Source organism: Streptomyces sp. NPDC006326 (assembly GCF_040612915.1).
Lineage (GTDB): Bacteria > Actinomycetota > Actinomycetes > Streptomycetales > Streptomycetaceae > Streptomyces.
In genome coordinates, this window is the sequence record NZ_JBEXRC010000067.1 from 1 (window position 1) to 17,466 (window position 17,466).

Consider the following 17,466-nt stretch of genomic DNA (forward strand, 5'->3'; position numbering starts at 1 on the left):
TGTTGAGTTCTCAAGGAACGGACGCTTCCTTTGTACTCACCCTCTCGGGCTTTCCTCCGGGCTTCCCTTCGTTCTTGCGTTTCCGACTCTATCAGTGCTTTTCCGTCTCCCTGACCACTCACCCGGCGTCCCGAGCGGGCACGACGAGGAGCAGCGAGATCGAGATCGGCACTGCAGAGGAGGAGTCCCGTCCATCGGTTGTTCGCGAGATGTTCACGCGGCACGTCCTGGCGGGAGTCACGACAGTACAACGCTGCCGGTGCCCAGGCAAATCGATTCAGGCGTATGGTCTAGTCCACTACGTCGTCGCGGTGGCGCGTCGTCACCTCCTGTGGGAGGTGTACTTCAAGCGAACCGGGACGTGTCATGACATACCCTTCTGAAAGTACGTCGTCCAGCACTCGCAGTGACGACTACGCGACGAAGCCCACCCCTTGGGAGGCCCCCCATGACCAGCGTGACGTCCCCACTCGCCGGGCGCGCCATCGGACTCGCCGCAGTGCCCGATCCGGTGTTCTCCGGCGCAATGGTGGGTCCGGGCACCGCCATTGACCCCGTGCGCGAGCTCTCGGAGGCGGTGTCCCCCGTCGACGGTGTGGTCATCTCCCTGCACCCGCACGCGTACGTCGTCGTGGACGGCGACGGACACGGCGTGCTGACGCACCTCGGGATCGACACCGTCCAGCTCAACGGCCAGGGCTTCGAGCTGCTCGTCAGCAAGGGCGACACCGTGACCCGTGGTCAGGCCGTCATCCGTTGGAACCCGCAGGCCGTCGAGGCGGCCGGCAAGTCGCCGATCTGTCCGGTCGTCGCCCTGGAGGCTTCGGCCGAAGCCCTTTCCGACCTCAACGAGGGCGGGGACGTCAAGGCCGGCGACGTCCTCTTCAGCTGGCAGTGACGCACCCGCCTGCGCTGGTGAGTCGGATATCCATCGCGGCGGGTGGGCCCGCCGCTCAATCGGAGACGGGTGAAATGGAGACAACGCTGCGAGGCGTCGGCGTGAGCCACGGGGTGGCGATCGGCGAGGTGCGGCACATGGGCACGGCGGTCCTGGAACCGCCGGCCAAGCAGATCGCGCCGGAGGACGCGGAGCGCGAGCAGGGGCGGGCGCGCAAGGCCGTGGAGGCCGTTTCGGCCGACCTGATCGCCCGTGGGCAGCTGGCCGGTGGCGAGGCACAGCACGTACTGGAGGCGCAGGCGCTGATCGCCACGGACCCCGAGCTGATCGCGGACGTGGACCGGCGGATCGCCGTCGGCAGCACCGCGGAGCGTGCGGTGTACGACGCGTTCTCCCAGTACCGGGAGCTGCTCGCGGGGGCCGGGGAGTACATGGCCGGCCGGGTGGCCGACCTGGACGACGTGCGGAACCGGATCGTGGCGCGGCTGCTCGGCGTGCCGATGCCGGGCGTGCCGGACAGTGACGAGCCCTACGTGCTCATCGCGCGGGACCTCGCTCCCGCGGACACGGCGCTGCTCGACCCGGCGCTCGTGCTCGGGTTCGTGACCGAGGAGGGCGGCCCGACCAGCCACAGCGCGATCCTTGCGCGGGCGCTGGGTGTGCCGGCGATCGTGGCCCTTCCGGGTGCCTGTGAGATCGCGGAGGGCACGCTGATCGCTGTCGACGGCAGCACGGGCGACCTCTTCGTGGACCCGAGCGCCGAGAAGCGGGCCGGGCTTGAGGCCGCGGCCGCGGAGCGGAAGGCCGCTCTGGCCGCCTCCTCCGGTCCGGGTGCGACCTCCGACGGCCACAAGGTGCCGCTGCTGGCGAACGTCGGCGGCCCGGCGGACGTGCCGGCGGCCGTGGAGGCCGGCGCCGAGGGCGTGGGCCTGTTCCGCACCGAGTTCCTGTTCCTGGACGACAGCAAGAAGGCGCCGTCCGAGGAGAAGCAGGTCGAGTCGTACCGCAAGGTGCTGGAAGCCTTCCCCGAGGGCCGGGTCGTCGTACGGGTGCTGGACGCCGGTGCCGACAAGCCGCTGGACTTCCTGACTCCTGCGGACGAGCCGAATCCGGCGCTGGGCGTACGCGGTCTGCGGACGCTGCTGGACCACCCGGAGGTGCTGCGTACGCAGCTCACCGCGCTGGCCAAGGCCGCCGAGGGGCTGCCGGTCTACCTGGAGGTCATGGCTCCGATGGTGGCCGACCGGACCGACGCCAAGGCGTTCGCCGACGCCTGCCGGGAGGCCGGGCTGCGGGCGAAGTTCGGCGCGATGGTGGAGATCCCCTCCGCCGCGCTGCGGGCGCGCTCGATCCTGCAGGAGGTCGAGTTCCTGTCCCTGGGCACCAATGACCTGGCGCAGTACGCCTTCGCCGCCGACCGCCAGGTCGGTGCGGTCTCTCGCCTGCAGGACCCGTGGCAGCCGGCTCTGCTCGATCTGATCGCCATGTCGGCGGAGGCGGCCCGGGCGGAGGGCAAGAGCTGCGGTGTCTGCGGCGAGGCCGCCTCGGACCCGTTGCTGGCCTGTGTGCTGACCGGTCTGGGTGTCACCTCCCTGTCGATGGGTGCCGCGTCGATTCCGTACGTACGGGCGACGCTCGCGAAGTACACGCTGGCGCAGTGCGAGCGGGCCGCTGCGGCCGCGCGCGCCTGCGACACCGCCGAGGAGGCGCGGACGGCCGCGCAGGCGGTGCTGTCGGGCGAGTAGCGGCGCGCTGACGACCGAGGGGCCTTCGCCGGTGGTGGCGGGGGCCCCTCGGCCGTGGGTGCTACGGGTGGGGGCCGGGGCCGTCCACCTCGTACCCGGGGCAGTACTCGACGCCCTGTTCGGGGGCGACGGGTTCCCCGGTGTCGGCGTCGGTGCAGTAGGCGTTGAACACGGCTGCCGCGGAGAGCGCGACCAGGCGCCCCCGGTCCAGGCGCCAGCCGTGGACCCGGTCGCCGGAACCCTCGGTGGTGCTGCGCAGCACCAGTCCCCCGGGCCCGCCGAGCGCCAGGCCCGCGGCGAGGACGGTCACGAAGTCGAGACCTTCGCGGCCGGCGATCCGGGGCGGGCCCGCGGGCTGCCCGGCCGTCTCCGCATGGAGGACGGCGACGAGCTGCTCGTCCTGGGTCGGGACGCTGCACACCAGGTGGTGGTGGCCGGGGCCGGCTCCTTCCAGGAGGCGGGAGAGCGCCTCGGTGGCGCGCTCGAACGAGGCGTGGCCGATGTCCTCGCCGCAGTCCGCGCAGCTGCCGACTCCGGCCAGGAGGGTGGCGGCGCACTCCCAGGTGGCCTGACGGACGGCCTCGTCGACGAGGAGCGGGACCAGTTCGTCGATGGGCTGGCCGCTGTAGGGCAGGCCGGCCCCCGTGCCGGCCAGCTCAGCGGTGAAGCGGGTACGGGCTGCGGCGCTGTCCGGTTCGAGGGCGTGGTCCGCGCAGTAGGCGGCGTACTCCTCGGGGTCGAAGAGGGCGACGGTGGTGTGGATGCCCTGGGCCGCCAGGGAGCGGAGCAGGGCTTCGACGTGGCGGAGGTACTCGGCGTAGTCCGCGGGGTGGTCGAAGGTGAAGCTGGGGTAGCCGCACATGGCCGCGAAGTCCCCCGCTTCGGCCAGGAGGCCTACGGTGCTGGGGACTTCGCGGCGCAGTGTGCGGCGCCTGCTGCTCGCGGCGGCGGCGCTGTCGGCAGCGCCGGCGGTGTGGGCGGTGTCCGGTGTGTGGTCCGGTCGGCGTGGCATGGTTCTGGCTCCCCCTGAGTGAACTCCATTGCTCACTCACCGTAACCATGACCACTGACAGTGACCCCTCGGTGGCCTCAGGAGCGGGTGCGGGCCAGCTCCTCATAGAAGCGGAGGAGCTCCACATCGTCCACGGAGCCGGGGTTGACCGCCTTCGCCATCGGCGCCCCCTGCAGGAGCCGCTTGACCGGCACCTCAAGGCGCTTGCCGGTCAGGGTGTGCGGGATGCCCGCCACCTCGATGATCTCGTCGGGGACATGGCGCGGGGACAGCTCCTCCCGGATCGTCGCCTTGATGCGGCCGCGCAGCTCGTCGTCGAGCGCGGCCCCCGGCGCGAGGTGGACGAAGAGCGGCATCCAGTAGCCGCCGTTCGCCTCCTCCAGGCCGATGACCAGGGACTCCTTGATCTCCGGGAGACGTTCGACGGCCTCGTAGATGTCGGCGGAGCCCATCCGGACGCCCTGGCGGTTGAGGGTGGAGTCGGAGCGGCCGTGGATGACGACGGAGCCGTGGCCGGTGAGGGTGATCCAGTCCCCGTGCCGCCAGACTCCGGGGAACATCTCGAAGTAGCTCTCGCGATAGCGGCTGCCGTCGGGGTCGTTCCAGAAGTGGATCGGCATGGACGGCATGGGGTTGGTGACCACCAGCTCGCCGACCTCGCCGGTGAGCGGCTTGCCCGACGGGTCCCAGGACTGCAGGTCCGTGCCGAGGCAGGGCGCCTGGAGTTCGCCGATGTGGACGGGGAGCGTCGGGACGGCGCCCGCGAAGCAGCTGCACACGTCCGTGCCGCCGCTGACCGAGGCGATCCACAGGTCCTCGGCCACCTCCTCGTGGAGCCAGCGGAAGCCGTCGGGGGGCAACGGCGAACCGGTGGTCGCCACGCACTTCACGGCGGACAGGTCGAAGTCGCGCGCGGGCCGGACCCCGGCCTTGCGGCAGGCCATGACGTAGGCGGCGGACGTCCCGTACAGGGTGGCGCGGGTCCGCTCGGCGATCCGCCACTGCGCGCCGGTGTCGGGGTAGCCGGGGCTGCCGTCGTACAGGACGACCGTGGTTCCCGTCAGCAGTCCGGAGACGAGGAAGTTCCACATCATCCAGCCGGTGGACGTGTACCAGAAGAACCGGTCCTCCGGGCCGAGGTCGCAGTGCAGGCCGAGCTGCTTGAGGTGCTCCAGGAGGATGCCGCCCTGGGACTGGACGATGGCCTTGGGCAGTCCGGTCGTGCCGGAGGAGTACAGGACCCACAGCGGGTGCTCGAACGGGACCGCCTCGAAGACCGGCTCGGCACTGCCTGAGACCAGGCTCGCCCAGGTCAGGGCCCCCTCGGGGGCCGCGGTGCCGAGCAGCGGGATGTGGACCACGGCGCGCAGGGACGGCAGCTCGGCGCGCATTTCGGCGACGGTGTCGCGGCGGTCGTGCTCCTTGCCGCCGTAGCGGTAGCCGTCGACGGTGAACAGCACCACCGGTTCGACCTGCTGGAAGCGGTCGAGGACGCTGCGCGCCCCGAAGTCGGGGGCGCAAGAGGTCCACACCGCGCCGACGGCGGCGGTGGCGAGGAGGGCGGTGACCGCTTCGGGGATGTTGGGGAGGTAGCCGCTGACCCGGTCGCCGGGGCGTACGCCGAGGGCGCGCAGCTCGGCGGCGAGCGAGCCGACCTGGCGGCGCAGCTCCGACCAGGTGACGGGCGTGGGCTCGTGCGTCTCGTCCACGTACAGCAGGGCGGCGTCGTCGGCGCGCGCCGGGTCCTCGGCAGCGCGCAGGGCGTGCTCGGCGTAGTTGAGGGAGGCGCCGGCGAACCAGCGGGCGCCGGGCATGGACCGGTCCGCGAGGACGGACTCGTACGGGTCGGTGAAGCGTACGTCGAACCAGGCGGCGACGGCCTCCCAGAAGGTGTCGAGCTCGTCGACGGACCAGCTGTGCAGCGCGGGGTAGCCGCCGTCCGCGGGCGCCCCGTAGCGCTCGGCCGCCCAGGCCTGGAAGGCCGTGATGCGGGCCGCGGCGATCCGGTCGGGCCCCGGGGACCAGAGGGGTTCCGGCTGGGTGGCTGAGGTCATGGATCGGCTCCCGGGTCAGTCTGCGGCTCGCGCGTGGTGTGCGTACGGTGCCGTCGCGCGGTGGGTGTGCGTGCGGCGGCTCACAGGGACCATGCCATGTGATCTACATCCGCACCAGAGGTGTCCGGGCGGCCGGGCGGCGGCCGGGCGGGCCGGCCGCGCGGCGTGCCGCCCGTCGTGCCGCCCGTCGTGCCGCGCTTCCCGTGACGGTGAACGGAAGTTGAACGCGGCCCGCTCGGCGGGCGGCCGGTGGCAGGGTGAGCAGCATGAACGGTCGTGATCTGGTGCGTGCGGTGAAAGAGATCGGTACGGAGCGCGGACGGCGCGCCTGGCGCTCCGCCCTGCGCCACCGGCGCGCGGACGCGCTGGGGCTCCCGCGGCGGGGCGCGGAGCGGGCGCGCGTGCCGGGTCTGCTGACCGGTACGGAGCCGCGGCCCGGCGGCGGGGTGCTGCGGTTCACGCGTTCGGAGCTGCTCGTACGGGTCACGGTCGGCGGCGCGGTGTTCTGGGGGTGGGACGGGGCCGGGCCGGGTCCCTCGTACGCGGTGGTCGGCGGCGGACCGGAGCCGGACCCGCGGGCGGTGCTCGAACCGGACACCGGGGGCGGCTGGCGCGTGGTGTCGGAGCGGGTGACGGTGGCGGTGTCCCGGCACGGCGCGGTGGAGGTGCGGACCCCGGGCGGGACGGTGCTGCGCCGGGAGCTGCCGCCGCGCTGGTGGGAGCCGGCCGACGGGGCCCCGGACGGGCCGGCCGAGCCGCGGTGGAGGCAGCGCGCGGAGGTCCCGGCGGACGCCCGCTTCTTCGGGCTGGGCGGGCGGGCGGCCGGGCCCCGGCTGCGGGACGGGGTGTACCGGTTGTGGAACACCGACCCCAAGGGGGGTTTCCGGCCGGGCGACGACCCGCTGTACATCACCATGCCGGTGCAGCTGGTCGTCGCGGACGCGGGGACGCACCTGGTGTTCCACGACAACCCCTGGGACGGGCGGGTGCTGCTGCGGGAGGGCGAGGACGGCGCGGGCTCGGGGCCGGACCGGCCGGGCTCGGTCGAACTGCGCATGGAGGGCGGGCCGTTGCGGTCCTGGGTGCTGGTGGGCACGCCGGCGCGGGTCCTCCAGGGCTGGTCCGGGCTGACGGGCGCAGCCGCCGTACCGCCCGAGTGGGCGCTCGGGTACCAGCATGCGCGGTGGGGGTTCGGGAGCGCCGCGGAGGTACGGCGGGTGGTGTCGGGCTACACCTCGCGCGGGCTGGCCCTGTCGGCCGTCCACCTCGACATCGACCACTACGAGGGGCACCGTGTCTTCACGGTGGACGAGGGGCGCTTCCCGGACCTGCCGGGGCTCGCAGGGGATCTGCGGGAGCAGGGCGTGCGGCTGGTCTCGATCGTCGACCCGGCGGTGAAGGTGGACGACGCGCTCCACGCCTCCGGCCGGGCGGTGGGTCCGCGCGGCGCGTTCGTCCGGGACGCCCGGGGTCAGGAGGTGCGGGGCGAGGTCTGGCCCGGGGAGTGCGTGTATCCGGACTTCACCGATCCGGCCGTGCGCGCGTGGTGGGGCGGGCTGTACGCGGAACGGCTGGCGCAGGGCTTTTCCGGGGTGTGGCACGACATGAACGAGCCGGTGTCCTTCGCCCCCTTCGGGGACCCGAGCCTGCCCCGGTCGGCGCGGCACGCCCTGGAGGGGGCGGGCGGGGACCACCGGGCCGCGCACAACGTGTACGGGCTGGCCATGGCGCGGGCCGGCTGGGAGGGCCTGGTCCGGCTGCGGCCGGACGAGCGGCCGTTCCTCTTCTCCCGGTCGGGGTGGGCGGGGATGCAGAGGTACGGGGGCACCTGGTCCGGGGACGTGCAGACCGGCTGGGAGGGGCTGCGGGCCTCGCTGGCGCTGGTGCTGGGGCTCGGCCTGTGCGGAGTGCCGTACTCGGGGCCGGACGTGGGCGGTTTCTCGGGGTCGCCCTCGCCGGAGCTGTACCTGCGGTGGCTGCAGCTGGGGGCGTACCTGCCGCTGTTCCGGACCCACTCGGCGATCTGGGCGGGGCGGCGCGAGCCGTGGGAGTTCGGGGCGGAGGTGGAGGAGCACGCCCGGGCCGTCCTGGCGGAGCGGGAGCGGCTGCGGCCGTACTTCGTGACCCTGGCGCACCTCGCGCGGCGGACGGGCGCCCCGTACGTACGGCCGCTGTGGTGGGGGGCGCCGGAGGACCGGAGCCTGCGGGACTGCGAGGACGCCTTCCTGCTGGGCGACGCGCTGCTGGTGGCCCCGGTGCTGGAGCCCGGGGCGGACCGGCGGGCCGTGCGGCTGCCGAGGGGCCGGTGGTACGACACCGCCACGGGAGCGGCGTACGAGGGCCCCGGGCAGGTGCTGCTGGACGCGCCGCCGGGGCGGATCCCGGTCCTGGCACGGGCCGGTGCGGTGCTCCCGGTGCGCTCGGCGGAGGGCGCGGTGGTGCTGGAGGCCTGGGCTCCGGCGCGGGGGCGTACGGGCGGCGGGCTGGTGATCCGCGACCCGGGGCCGGGCTTCGAGCCGGGCGAGGTGGAGCGGTACGCGGTGCGGTGGGCCGGGGATGCGGTGGTGGTGGAGGACGAGGCCGGGGGCGTGGTGGAGGGGGTCGTGGTACGGGGTCTGGCGCCGACGGTGGACCGGGGCCCGGCTCAGGCCCTGGGGGCGGGCCCGGCGGCGGGTGAGGGTGCGGCGGGTGGGGGCGGTGCGGCCGCGGCGGGCGGTGCGGTCGAGGCGGGCTCGACCGCTGATGCAGGCCCTCTGTAGCGGGTGTCGGGAGGCTGGTGCGGGGCGTCGGTGCGTCGGTGCGTCGGTGCCCCAGTGGCGTGGGCCGCCGGCCTTCGCCCGCCGCCTACCCTCCACCCGTGCGATCAGGGAGTCTGTGATGGTTTTAGCGAGCCCGGCGCGGCCGTATCCGACGAGGCGGCGGATGCGACCGCGCCGGGACACGGCTCCGGGCGCGGAGGCGGTGGGTGCCTGGCAGCTGCTGACGGTGTGGGCCCTGGTGGTCGTGACGGAGCAGACGCCGGTCAGATCGCTCGCGGTGATCGGGGCGGTGTCGGTCGGGGCGGTCGCGGTGGGATTCCTCCACGGGATGCTCCTGGTCAAGCCCCTGGCGCTGGCCGGCCGTTGGACGGCCCGGATGACGGCCTGGCCGGAGCCCGTGGCGGTGGCCGCCGTGCTGGCGCCGGTGTCGGCTGCGGTCGCCGCCGGTGTGACCTGGGGGCTCCGCTCCCCTGTGCCGGTGGAGCAGGCCGGCTTCCTGGACGTGTGGGCGTGGACGGCGGCCTCGGCGGTGCTGCCGCTCGCCACGGGCGCCGTCCTGCGGGGCCGCCGGGTCGCGGCGCGTGAGGTGTGGCGGCGCGGGGCCGTGGTGGCCGGGAGCATCACGGGTGTGGTGATGCTGATGAGCTTCGTGATGGAGCTGCCGCTGTAGCGGGGTGCGCGCCCGGTCAGGCGTAGCGTCCCGCGAACCACGCCGCGGCCGCCTTCGTGTGCAGCGGGAAGGCCAGGGGCTCCGGACCGCGCAGGACGTGCCAGCCCGTCGTCTCGTCGGTGGCTGCGGAGGCCGGGAGGGCGGCCGCCGGCCGCAGGGGGAGGAGGCCGAAGAGGAGCAGGTGGCCCCCGGGTGAGCTCATGGCGTCGGCCAGGGCCACCTCCGAGGCCGGCGCCCGGATGCCGGTCTCCTCCCACAGCTCGCGGACCACCGCGTCGCGCCAGTCCTCGCCGAAGTCCATGAAGCCGCCGGGCAGGGCGATCCCGCCGAGCGCCGGCTCGATGGTGCGGGTGATGACCACGAGGCCCGTGCCGCGCTCGTCCTCGACCGGCAGGAGGGCGACCGCGACCGGAAGGGGGTTGCGGTAGACGGTGGCGCCGCAGGACGGGCAGAGTCGGGGCCAGTCGGTCGTACCGTAGGGCGCTCCGCAGGTGGAGCAGTGCGAGTCCTTCAGCTGTGCCGGCATTCCGCGATGGTATGCCAAGGCCCATGAGGATTCCGGTTGTTGTGAGCTTCCTGGCCGTGCTGGCCGGAGGGGCGTCCGCGCCCGGTTTCGTGGCCCTGTCCGACGTCGACCCGAGTATCCGGCAGGACATGCGGTACGCCACGGCCGACAATTTCACGGGCCGCGTCGTGGACGGCTACGAGGAGCCCGTCTGCCTGCTGGCCCGGCCCGCCGCCGAGGCGCTGCGGCGGGCCCAGCGCAGGCTGCTGCGGCGCGGGTACACGCTGAAGGTGTACGACTGCTACCGGCCGCAGCGGGCCGTGGACCGGTTCGTGCGCTGGGCCGGGGAGCCGGACGACCGGCAGCGGAAGGCGGAGTTCTATCCCGGGGTGGACAAGGACCGGCTCATCCCCGACGGGTACATCGCCGCGAAGTCCGGTCACAGCCGGGGCAGTACGGTCGACGTGACCCTTGCGGAGCTGCCCGGGCGGGACCTGGACATGGGAACCGCCTTCGACTTCTTCGATCCGCTCTCGCACACCGATTCCCCCGGGATCGCCGGCGCCGCGCGCGCCCACCGCGGGCTGCTGAAGCAGGCGCTCGCCGAAGAGGGCTTCGTGAACCTGCCCGAGGAGTGGTGGCACTTCACCTTCGAGCCGGAGGAGTTCCCCGCCACGTATTTCGACTTCCCGGTGGCCGTCGCCTCGGTCCGGCCGTGAGCTCGGCGCCGGTACGAGCGGCTGACGCGGGCAGTGACGAGGCGAGCGGAGCCGCTCGGATCGGCTCGTCCGGAACCGGTGACCGGGCGGGTCCAGCGTGACAGACTTCTGACGCTACGTCAGATTTCTGTCCCGGGAGGGAACCTTGGCACGCACACGGATACCCGTCGTCGGCGGGTGGTTCACCGACGACGGCGCGGAAGGCGGCTTCCGCCTGCTCGGAACCCGGTGCTCGGCATGCGACGCGGTGTTCTTCCCGCGCGAGGACGCCTACTGCCGCAACCCGCACTGCCCCGGCGACGGCCGGCTCACCGAGGAGCCGCTCTCGCCGCGCGGGCGGGTCTGGTCCTACACCGACGGGCGCTACCGGCCGCCCGCGCCGTACGTGTCGCAGCCGTCCGAGCCCTGGGAGCCGTACACCCTGGTCGCGGTGGAGCTGGAGGCCGAGGGCATGGTGGTGCTCGGGCAGGCTGCGCCCGGGGTGGGCGTGGCCGATCTGGCGGTGGGCATGGAGGTCGAGGTGGTGGGCGGCGTGCTGAACGAGGACGCCGACACGACCTGGACCACCTGGCACTTCCGCCCCGTCGACACCGCGGGAGGCCGCTCGTGAGCACCGCAGCCGGCGATGTCGCCGTCCTCGGGGCGGGTATGCACCCCTGGGGCAAATGGGGCCGCAGCTTCGTCGAGTACGGGCGGGCCGCGGCCCGCAGCGCGCTCGCCGACGCGGGCCTGGAGTGGACCGAGGTGCAGTCCGTCGTCGGCGCCGACACGGTGCGCGGCGGGTACCCGGGCCATGTGGCCGGCGCGACCTTCGCCCGGGCCCTCGGCTGGCAGGGCGCGCGGGTGACCAGCGTGTACGCGGCCTGCGCGTCGGGGGCGCAGGCGATCGGGGCGGCCCGCGCGCAGATCCTGGCCGGGCTCGCCGACGTCGTCCTCGTCGTCGGTGCGGACGCGGCGCCCAAGGGGTTCTTCGCCCCGGCGGGCGGGGACCGGCCCGACGACCCCGACTGGCTGCGGTTCCGCGTGCTGGGGGCCACGAATCCGGCGTACTTCGCCCTGTACGCCCGGCGCCGGATGGCGGTGTACGGGGACACCGCCGAGGACTTCGCGCAGGTGAAGGTGAAGAACGCCGCGGCGGGCGCGCTGAACCCGCTGGCCCGCTACCGGAAGCCGGTGACCGCCGAGGAGGTCGCGGCCTCGGCCGTGGTCGCGGATCCGCTGCGGCTGCTGGACATCTGCGCGACCTCGGACGGGGGTGCGGCGCTGGTGCTGAGCAGCATGGACTTCGCCCGCTCGCGCGGGATCACCGATCCGGTGCGGATCCGGGCGGTGTCGACGGTGACGCCGACGTATCCGCGTACGGTGCTGGACCTGCCCGACATCGCCACCGATGCGACGACGGCAGTGGCGCCCCCACCGGAGTCATTCCGGGCCTCCATCGCACGTGCCGCCTACGAGGAGGCCGGGCTGGGTCCCGAGGACCTGTCCCTGGCGGAGGTGTACGACCTGTCCACGGCCCTGGAACTGGAGTGGTACGAGGACATCGGGCTGTGCGGCGAGGGCGAGGGGGCCAAGCTGGTACGGGAGGGGGCGACCTCGCTCGGTGGCCGTGTGCCGGTCAACCCCAGCGGCGGGCTGGCCTCCTTCGGGGAGGCGGTGCCCGCACAGGCGATCGCCCAGGTGTGCGAGCTGACCTGGCAGTTGCGGGGCAGCGCCGGGGAGCGGCAGGTTCCCGGGGCGAGGGCCGGGATCACCGCGAACCAGGGGTTGTTCGGGCACGGCTCGGCCGTCGTCGCCGTGCGCTGACCTGGGCCTGTTGTCCGTTCTTGTCCGAACGCTTGACGGCCCAGGGCGGCAGGTTCACACTCGCTCCACAGTCCCGCGCCGCGTCCGACGCCGCGACGGGGACCCCTGATCCCCCCATGAGAGCTGCGGCCCGTACCCCAGTCGGCGGGGGTACGGGCCGCCTCCATGCACGCGGGTGCCTCAGGCTCCTGCCGTCAGGCTGCGTCGCCGCGCCCGGGCCAGGGACATGGCGTGTTCCACGACCCCGACGAGCACGTCCTTCACGGACTCCCGGTCCCGCGCATCGCACAGGAGCACCGGCACCTCGGGGTCGAGGTCGAGTGCCTCCCGTACGGTGACCACGGGGTGGCGTTCGGCCCCGTCGAAGCAGTTGACGGCGACCACGAAGGGGATCTGGCGCCGCTCGAAGTAGTCGACGGCGGCGAAGCAGTCGGCGAGGCGACGGGTGTCGGCCAGGACCACGGCGCCCAGGGCGCCCTGGGCCAGTTCGTCCCAGAGGAACCAGAAGCGGTCCTGCCCCGGGGTGCCGAACAGGTACAGCACCAGGTCCTCGCGCAGGGTGATGCGCCCGAAGTCCATGGCCACGGTCGTGGTGGACTTGGCTTCCACTCCCCCGGTGTCGTCGATGCCGACGCCCGGTTCGGAGAGCAGTTCCTCCGTCCGCAGCGGTCTGATCTCGCTCACCGCACTGACCAGGGTGGTCTTGCCCACCCCGAAGCCGCCCGCGACCAGGATCTTCAGGGTCAGCGGCTCGACCGGCGACACGGCATGCATGGCGCCGGTGCGGCTAGAGCGCCCGAAGGCCATCGATCACCTCACGCAGAATGGATTCGTCGGGCAGTTCGGCCGGGGGTACCGGCCTGGTCACGTGGACCAGTTCGTCGTCGACCAGGTCGCCGATGAGGACCCGTACCACCCCGACCGCGAGGTCGAGCTCGGCCGCGAGTTCGGCGACGGACTGCGGCCGTTCCCGGCACAGCCCGAGGATGTGGGCGTGTTCCGGGGACAGGGTCATGTCCCAGACCGGGTCGTCGGCGGCCGGTTCGGCGACGACGAGCGCGATCAGGTCGAGCCGGTGCTGGCCGGCGTGGCTGGTGCGGCCGCGGGTCATGGCGTACGGGCGTACGACCGGGCCCGCCTCGTCGTCGAACCAGTGCGGGTGGGCGGGCTCCTGTGGCTCGCCGGGGGTGTGGGAGGGGTGGTCCTGGCGGTTGTGGCCTGAATCGCTCATGCCGTGCGCCTCACCCTCCGGCTGGCAGCCCGGAGCGCGGCGCGGTCGCCAGGTGGTCGCCCACCCGCTTGACCATCAAGGTCATCTCGTACGCGACCTGCCCGACGTCGGAGTCGGCGTCGGAGAGCACGGCCAGGCAGCTGCCGTCGCCGGCGGCCATGACGAAGAGGAACGCCTCGTCGAGTTCGACCACGGTCTGGCGGACCTTGCCGGAGTCGAAGTGGCGTCCGACCCCCTTGGCAAGGCTGTGGAAGCCGGATGCCACGGCGGCCAGGTGCTCGCTGTCCTCCCGGGTCAGGTCCTTGGAGCTGCCGGTGGGCAGGCCGTCGCCCGAGAGGACCACCGCCTTGCGGATGCTGCCGACCCGGTCGACGAGCTCGTCGAGGAGCCAGTTGAGCTGGCCGGAGCCGCGGCCCCTGGTGTCGTTGCCGGTCTGCGGTGCGGTCATCGACCGTCCCCCTCGTTCTCGTTCGCGGGACCGGGAGCGGCGGAGGTGCCGGTTCCGGTCTCGGACTGCTGCTGTGCCTGGTGCTTGCGGCCCGCCGTCCAGCCCCGCTGGAGTGCGGACATGCGTGTGCGTACGTCTTCCGCGTCGCGCTCCTGCACCGGGTCGGTGGCCGCCTCGGCGGGTGCGGGGGCCGGGGCGTTCTTAAGCTGGGGCGCCAGGCTGGCCTGGCGGACGCGCTTGGGCAGTCCGCCGGGGCCCTCGGCCGTGCGGGTCTCGCCGGGCCGGGCGGCGGGGGCCGCCGGGGGCTCCGGTACCGCCGTGACCGGACGGGGCTCCACGCGGCGGCCGTGGTCGGCGACCAGGGTGGGCGTGGGCCGGCGGCGCGGGAGCGGTACGGCCCCGTGGGCGCGCGGGCCGTCCGGGCGTGCGGTGTCCAGGCGGGAGCTCTGCAGGCGCACCGGGCCGGTGGGCGCGAGCGGCTCCCGCTCGCGGTCGCGGTCGGCGCGCGGGCGGTCGGTGTGCGGGCGCTCCGGGTGGGAGCGGTCGGGGCGCGGGCGGTCGGCCGGGCGCAGGCCGAGCAGGGCGCTGCGCGGGGTGCCGCCCGGCGGCGTCTCGTCGTCCAGCGTGGCCATGGCGGGCGGGCGGCCGCCGACGCCGGTGAGGCCGGCGATCCCGGGGGCGGCCTCGTCGGGTGCGGCGCTGTCGTCGACGCCGTCCAGGCCGAGCACGCCGAGCGGGGCCTCCAGTTCGACGGGGCCGCGCAGCTCGGAGGCGGGCAGCGGGCGGGCGCCCGCGGCGTGCCGCACGGCGCTGCGGGCGGAGCGGGCCGGGGCCTTGCCGTTCCTGGCGCCCTTGCCGTCCCCGAGGCGCAGGCCGCTGCCGTTGGTCTCGGGGGCTTCGGTCAGCAGGGCCGCCGGGAGGAAGACCACCGCGGTGGTGCCCCCGTACGGGCTGGGCTGCAGGACGACCTTGACGCCGTGGCGCTGCGCGAGGCGGCTGACGACGAACAGGCCCAGCCGGTCGGTGTCGGAGAGCTCGAACTCGGGGGTTTCGGCGAGCCGGAGGTTGGCGTCGAGCAGGGCCTCCGGGTTCATGCCGAGGCCGCGGTCGTGGATCTCCAGGGTGAAGCCGTTGGCGACGCGCTCGCCGTGCACCTGGACGGCGGTGTGCGGCGGGGAGAACACGGTGGCGTTCTCCAGGAGTTCGGCCACGAGGTGGGTGACGTCGGCGACGGCGGGGCCGGCGATGCCGAGGCGCGGCAGGCGGCGTACCTCGATGCGCTCGTAGTCCTCGACCTCGGCGACGGCGGCCCGCACGACGTCCATCAGCTGCACGGGCTTGCGCCACTGGCGGGAGGGGGCGGCGCCGGAGAGGATCACCAGGCCCTCGGCGTGACGGCGCATGCGGGTGGTCATGTGGTCGAGGCGGAAGAGATCGGCGAGTTCCTCGGTGTCCTCGGTGCGCCGCTCCATGGTGTCGAGCAGGGTCAGCTGGCGGTGCAGCAGCACCTGGTTGCGGCGGGCCAGGTTCACGAAGACCTCGGAGACGCCCCGGCGCAGCTCGGCCTGCTTGACGGCGGCCTCGACGGCGGCGCGCTGGAGGGTGTTGAGGGCCAGGCCGACCTGGCCGACCTCGTCCTTCTCGTACTCCAGGCGGGGGGCCTCGGTCTCGACGTCGACGTGTTCGCCGGCCGCGAGGCGGCGCATGACCGCGGGCAGCCGGACTCCGGAGACCTCGTGGGCCTCCTTGCGGAGCCGGGACAGGTCGCGGACCAGGTCGCGGCCGATGCGCACGGACAGCACGAGGGAGACGACGAGCGCGATGAAGCCGAGGATGCCGGCGACGGCGGCCTGGAGCAGGACCTTCATGGCGACGGGCTCGACGCGCTTTTGGTAGCGGTCGCCGGCGGCGGTGCCCATGGCGGCGACCTCGTCGAGGACCTTGTTGGCGGCCTCGTCCCACTGGGCCGCGGTGAGACGCGGATTCTTGCCGGGGCCGCCGGCGATGAATCGTTCCTCGGCGTCGCGCAGCGGCTTGGTGTCCGGGCCGGCCCAGTACTGCTCGAACAGGTCGCGCTCGGCGGCGGGGAGGATCGCGAGGTTGAACTCGTAGAGCAGTGCGCGGTTGGCGGCGAGGTCGGACACGCGTCGGACGTCGGCCGGGCTCACGTTGCGGGCGGCGAGGGCGGAGGCGATGACGGCGTCCTCGCGGGAGAGCGCCTCGCGGGCGCGGGTGATGCCGACGAGGGCGCGGCCCTGCTTGTCCATCTCCACGTCCTGGAGGGCGTGGAGGTTCATGAGGAAGTCGTAGCAGGGGTCGACGAGGCGGCTGTAGAGCTCCAGTGCCTGGCTGGGGTCGAGGGTGTTCTGGTCGACGGAGCGGCGCAGGGCGCCGATGCCGTGGAAGGCGTCGAGGATGGAGTCGAGGCGCTGGGCGGTGGCGGGGGTCAGCTCGTCGACGACCTCGGGGTCCTTGGCGTCCTTGCTGATCCGGTCGACGAGTTCGTCGGTGGCGGTGCGGCGCTTGGCGAGTTCGGCGGTGGCGGTGGCGGCCCGGGGGTCGCCGAGGACGACGAGGGTCTGGCGGCGTTCCTTCTGGATGACGCGGACGACGTCCTCGATGGGGTAGCCGACCTTGTCGATGACGTAGGCGACGTCGAGGAGTTGGACGGCCTGCTGGCCGGTGATGACGGTGGCGAAGCCCCACAGTGCGGTGAGGGAGACGAGCGGCACCAGAAGCAACGCCACGATCTTCCGGCGGATGGACTTCCCGCGAAAGCGCATGGCGTCCTCAGCCTCCCCCAGCTCAACCCCGTTGGCGGGGGTCGGTGTTCCGTCATTTAAACGGCGTGAGCCTACTACTGCCGGGGGACGGCTTCGAAGGCGTGTCCGGACGTTTTCGGCCGGACCCCAGGGCGTAGATCATGAGTTGTCCGACACTTCCGGTCAAGACCGGCCCGTTATGTGGCAGATGGCACTGGGTGGGGTATCGGTTCCCGCACGTGGACGGATGGCTGGAATTATTCGTTCCGGAGCGGGTAGCCGCGCAGAAGAAGTCCGCGATGCGGGAATCTCCCGACGACGCCGAACGTCTACCTGTTCGAGGGGATACGCAGGGGTAGGGGTGCACCATGGGGATCTACGAGGACGAGGACGACGGTACGGCCGGCTCGGTGGGGCGGTCGCTGTGGCAGGTGGAGCCGGCCAAGCGGCGCCGGATGCCGGATCCGGTGCGTGAGGCGGCGGTGCGGGCGGTGCTGATCGTCGCCGTGACGCTGACGCAGGCGACGATCGCCTTCCTTCTCACGCTGACCGGCTCCTGGCTGGCCCTGCCGATGGCGCTGGGGGCGATAGCCGCGACCGTGGTCGCCACCTGGGGGGTGCTGGACGTGCTGATCACCCGCCAGACGTGGAACCAGCGGTACGGGGTCGTGTCGGAGCCGAGCAGCACGGCGCGGGCGCTGCGGCGCGAGCAGCGCCGGGCCGGCCGGGCGGCACGGGCCGCGGCGCAGCCCGGTCCGGCGGGCCGAATACGGCGGCCCGCCGGGGGCGGCCGGGTGGCTGCCTGGCCGTCGGCCGCCGGCGACCGCCACTACCAGGCGACCTCGGGACGCGGGTAG

Annotated in this window: 15 protein-coding genes; 8 read left to right on the top strand and 7 right to left on the bottom strand. The window is 73.6% G+C overall.

Annotated elements, in window-relative coordinates:
* Positions 1 to 448: 448 nt before the first annotated feature.
* Together ABZ128_RS32845 and ptsP are read left to right on the top strand one after the other, a co-directional pair.
* Positions 449 to 898 carry a PTS glucose transporter subunit IIA gene (locus ABZ128_RS32845; RefSeq protein WP_356853233.1) on the top strand — a complete coding sequence of 150 codons (450 nt, stop codon included), beginning with the start codon at positions 449 to 451 and terminating at the stop codon, positions 896 to 898.
* Positions 899 to 972: 74 nt separating this feature from the next.
* On the top strand, positions 973 to 2,643 hold the full coding sequence (ptsP, locus tag ABZ128_RS32850) for a phosphoenolpyruvate--protein phosphotransferase (protein WP_356853235.1): 1,671 nt from the start codon (positions 973 to 975) through the stop codon (positions 2,641 to 2,643).
* 61 nt (positions 2,644 to 2,704) lie between these two features.
* On the opposite strand, the gene ABZ128_RS32855 is transcribed toward ptsP, so the two are convergent.
* Together ABZ128_RS32855 and ABZ128_RS32860 are read right to left on the bottom strand one after the other, a co-directional pair.
* Positions 2,705 to 3,655, bottom strand: coding sequence for a hypothetical protein (locus tag ABZ128_RS32855; RefSeq protein WP_356853237.1), 951 nt, complete (start codon positions 3,653 to 3,655; stop codon positions 2,705 to 2,707).
* A gap of 77 nt (positions 3,656 to 3,732) precedes the next feature.
* Positions 3,733 to 5,709 (bottom strand): acetoacetate--CoA ligase, encoded by a 1,977-nt coding sequence (locus tag ABZ128_RS32860; RefSeq protein ID WP_356853239.1) that lies wholly within the window; start codon positions 5,707 to 5,709, stop codon positions 3,733 to 3,735.
* 266 nt (positions 5,710 to 5,975) lie between these two features.
* On the opposite strand from ABZ128_RS32860, the gene ABZ128_RS32865 reads away from it, so the two are divergent.
* On the top strand, positions 5,976 to 8,468 hold the full coding sequence (locus ABZ128_RS32865; RefSeq protein ID WP_356853241.1) for a glycoside hydrolase family 31 protein: 2,493 nt from the start codon (positions 5,976 to 5,978) through the stop codon (positions 8,466 to 8,468).
* Between the two features lie 163 nt (positions 8,469 to 8,631).
* Positions 8,632 to 9,138, top strand: a complete 507-nt coding sequence (locus ABZ128_RS32870; RefSeq protein WP_356853242.1) for a hypothetical protein — start codon at positions 8,632 to 8,634, stop codon at positions 9,136 to 9,138.
* A 16-nt stretch (positions 9,139 to 9,154) separates the two neighbouring features.
* On the opposite strand, the gene ABZ128_RS32875 is transcribed toward ABZ128_RS32870, so the two are convergent.
* Positions 9,155 to 9,664 carry an NUDIX domain-containing protein gene (locus ABZ128_RS32875; protein WP_356853243.1) on the bottom strand — a complete coding sequence of 170 codons (510 nt, stop codon included), beginning with the start codon at positions 9,662 to 9,664 and terminating at the stop codon, positions 9,155 to 9,157.
* 23 nt (positions 9,665 to 9,687) lie between these two features.
* Between ABZ128_RS32875 and ABZ128_RS32880 the strand changes: the two genes are divergently transcribed.
* From ABZ128_RS32880 to ABZ128_RS32890, 3 genes are all read left to right on the top strand, one after another.
* Entirely contained in the window at positions 9,688 to 10,362 is a 675-nt protein-coding gene (locus tag ABZ128_RS32880; protein ID WP_356853244.1) for a M15 family metallopeptidase, read from the top strand.
* A 145-nt stretch (positions 10,363 to 10,507) separates the two neighbouring features.
* Positions 10,508 to 10,972, top strand: a complete 465-nt coding sequence (locus ABZ128_RS32885; RefSeq protein ID WP_356853246.1) for a zinc ribbon domain-containing protein — start codon at positions 10,508 to 10,510, stop codon at positions 10,970 to 10,972.
* Entirely contained in the window at positions 10,969 to 12,168 is a 1,200-nt protein-coding gene (locus ABZ128_RS32890; protein WP_356853248.1) for a lipid-transfer protein, read from the top strand. The genes ABZ128_RS32885 and ABZ128_RS32890 overlap by 4 nt, the downstream gene beginning before the upstream one ends.
* Before the next feature lie 180 nt (positions 12,169 to 12,348).
* Here the strand turns inward: ABZ128_RS32890 and ABZ128_RS32895 are convergent, their stop codons facing one another.
* The 4 genes from ABZ128_RS32895 to ABZ128_RS32910 are packed head-to-tail and all read right to left on the bottom strand — an operon-like array spanning position 12,349 to position 16,630.
* On the bottom strand, positions 12,349 to 12,975 hold the full coding sequence (locus tag ABZ128_RS32895; RefSeq protein WP_356853250.1) for an ATP/GTP-binding protein: 627 nt from the start codon (positions 12,973 to 12,975) through the stop codon (positions 12,349 to 12,351).
* Positions 12,956 to 13,399: a DUF742 domain-containing protein gene (locus ABZ128_RS32900; RefSeq protein WP_356853252.1), complete on the bottom strand. Its 444-nt coding sequence runs from the start codon at positions 13,397 to 13,399 to the stop codon at positions 12,956 to 12,958. The genes ABZ128_RS32895 and ABZ128_RS32900 overlap by 20 nt, the downstream gene beginning before the upstream one ends.
* Before the next feature lie 10 nt (positions 13,400 to 13,409).
* Positions 13,410 to 13,847 carry a roadblock/LC7 domain-containing protein gene (locus ABZ128_RS32905; protein WP_356853253.1) on the bottom strand — a complete coding sequence of 146 codons (438 nt, stop codon included), beginning with the start codon at positions 13,845 to 13,847 and terminating at the stop codon, positions 13,410 to 13,412.
* Positions 13,844 to 16,630, bottom strand: coding sequence for a nitrate- and nitrite sensing domain-containing protein (locus ABZ128_RS32910; protein WP_356853254.1), 2,787 nt, complete (start codon positions 16,628 to 16,630; stop codon positions 13,844 to 13,846). Before ABZ128_RS32910 ends, ABZ128_RS32905 begins: the two co-directional genes overlap by 4 nt.
* 347 nt (positions 16,631 to 16,977) lie before the next feature.
* On the opposite strand from ABZ128_RS32910, the gene ABZ128_RS32915 reads away from it, so the two are divergent.
* Complete coding sequence (locus ABZ128_RS32915; protein ID WP_356853256.1) at positions 16,978 to 17,466, top strand: hypothetical protein; 489 nt, start codon at positions 16,978 to 16,980, stop codon at positions 17,464 to 17,466.